Genomic DNA, 1,956 nt, shown 5'->3' on the forward strand with positions numbered 1-1,956 from the left:
TCGGCAGCATCACCAAGGCCGGGCATGGCTATCTGCGTCAGATGCTGATCGTCGGCGCGATGGCGGTGGTCCGCTATGCCGAACGTAACGGCACCAAACGACCATGGCTGGTCCAGCTCCTCAATCGGCGCAAGGCGAAGGTCGCGGCGGTTGCCCTGGCGAACAAGAATGCGCGCATGATCTGGGCAATGATGGTCAGCGGAGAGCGCTACCGCGAGCCGCAGGCCGCGTAACGGACACGGCACGCTCGAGCGTGCCTGAGAGGTTGGAAAGGGCGGAAAAGAGCTGATGCACCAAGCCGGTTGAAACCGCCGGATCGGGAAAACCCAGAACGACCCAGGCACTTCGAGTGCGAGCAATTGATCGGGACCCGGTTCGCGCGAATGGCATCATGGCCAGCGGCAGATAAAGCCGCATAAACAGGCCGGACACATGCCCGCACCAACCAGCACAGCAAAGCTCGATCTTGCCCCTTGCCAACGGAGGGCCGTTCTCTAATCGCGCCTCCTTTGTCAAGACAGCTTCTTCGTCGCTTTCCGGGTCATGGTTCTCTTCGCGGTCGGCAGATACCGCCGCAACATCTGGTCCGGTTGGAAAAGCGCGAGCGCTGCAAGGTCCACAACGGGCTGACGTCACAGGACGTGCCCATGGCCCCTATCGCGCAGTCACCCGCACCTCGCCCGAGGCGACAAGTACATCCGCTTATTCGGATGATCTGATAAACTATTGCGCGGCAACCTCGGGATCCCAGCGGAACGGTTCGCCCGATCGCCAGATGCTGTGCAGGATCACCGATAGCTTACGTGCGAGTGCTATACGTGCTTTGCCTGGCCCGGAGCGCTCGGCGATCGCCAGCGCCCAATCCTTCAAGTGCAGCGATCGCTTGACCCGGTACAAGATCACGACCGCTGCCTCGTACATGAGCGTTCGCGCCAAGGCATCGCCGCAGCCGGAGATGCGCCCGCTTCGATCGATCTCTCCCGACTGGTATCGCCGCGGCGTCAGACCGAGGTGAGCACCGACAGCTCGAGAGCGCGAAAACCGCCCCGGGTCCTCAATCGTGCTGACGAATGCAAGAGCCGACAGAGCCCCGATGCCAGGAACGGTCATCAGCAATCGACAGGTCGAATCTGCCTTTACGCGGCGTTGGATGGCGACATCAAAGCCTGAGATCTGCTCCCGCATATGCCTCCAGGAGACTAATAGCGGATGCACTATCGCCGCTACTTCAGGCGTGTCTGCTATGGATGCCTCAACGCGTCGATCGAACCGCATACCTCGTGCACTTCCGGGCAAGATGCCGAAGGTCTTCAGAACACCACGTATCATATTGGAAAGCCGCGTTCGCATGCCGACCAGTTGAGCTCTGGCGCCAAGGAGCGATCGCGCCTGATGAGCCTCGAGCGACTTGACGTGCACCGCCCGGTACCAGCCCGTTCGCACCACCTGCGCCAAGCCTTCTGCGTCGTTATGGTCCGCCTTGTTCAATCGCATCTGCAGCGCTGACTTCACCCGGCGCGCATCAAGGCACTCGACCTGTAGGCCTGAAGCTCGCAGGCCATGCACGAGCCAAGGCGTCATTGCGCCAGTCTCAACGCCAATCTTTGCATCCAGCGTGCTTCGAAATTAGCACAGAAATCTTCTCAGGATGCGTCGGGCAATCGCCTCTCCAGATGCGCCTGCCTTCGGCATTAACCACGCATATCGCGGTCGTCTTTTGCGAAACGTCCAATCCTACAGAATGCGGCATCGAATCCTCCAATGTTGCTCACCACCGGGCAAAAGCGCCCAGATCGCAACACTATCGATAATCCAACTCGGTGCCGCGATTACCCGAGGTCCACACATGGGTCGAAAGCTGACACCAGGCTCGTCGAGGCTTCTCAGCCGTGCGCGGCGATGAATTCCTCGACCACGGGCGCGATAGTCTCGCGCCAGCGGCTGCCGTTGAAGATA

1 protein-coding gene and 1 pseudogene are annotated in these 1,956 nt (G+C 60.4%); one reads left to right on the forward strand and one right to left on the reverse strand.

Going from position 1 to position 1,956, the window contains the following annotated elements:
• Nucleotides 1-233, forward strand: a pseudogene (locus ACEW8G_RS07110) (IS110 family transposase); the annotation flags it as partial.
• Nucleotides 234-723: 490 nt separating this feature from the next.
• On the opposite strand, the gene ACEW8G_RS07115 reads toward ACEW8G_RS07110, so the two are convergent.
• On the reverse strand, nt 724-1,581 hold the full coding sequence (locus ACEW8G_RS07115) for an IS110 family transposase (RefSeq protein ID WP_373487738.1): 858 nt from the start codon (nt 1,579-1,581) through the stop codon (nt 724-726).
• Nucleotides 1,582-1,956 lie beyond the last annotated feature (375 nt).

This window comes from Blastomonas sp. (assembly GCF_041747255.1).
Taxonomy (GTDB): Bacteria; Pseudomonadota; Alphaproteobacteria; order Sphingomonadales; family Sphingomonadaceae; genus Blastomonas.

Excerpts from the sequence above, each read along its gene's own strand:
- ACEW8G_RS07115 (WP_373487738.1), bottom strand. The coding sequence starts at position 1,581 with ATGACGCCTTGGCTCGTGCATGGCCTGCGAGCTTCAGGCCTACAGGTC.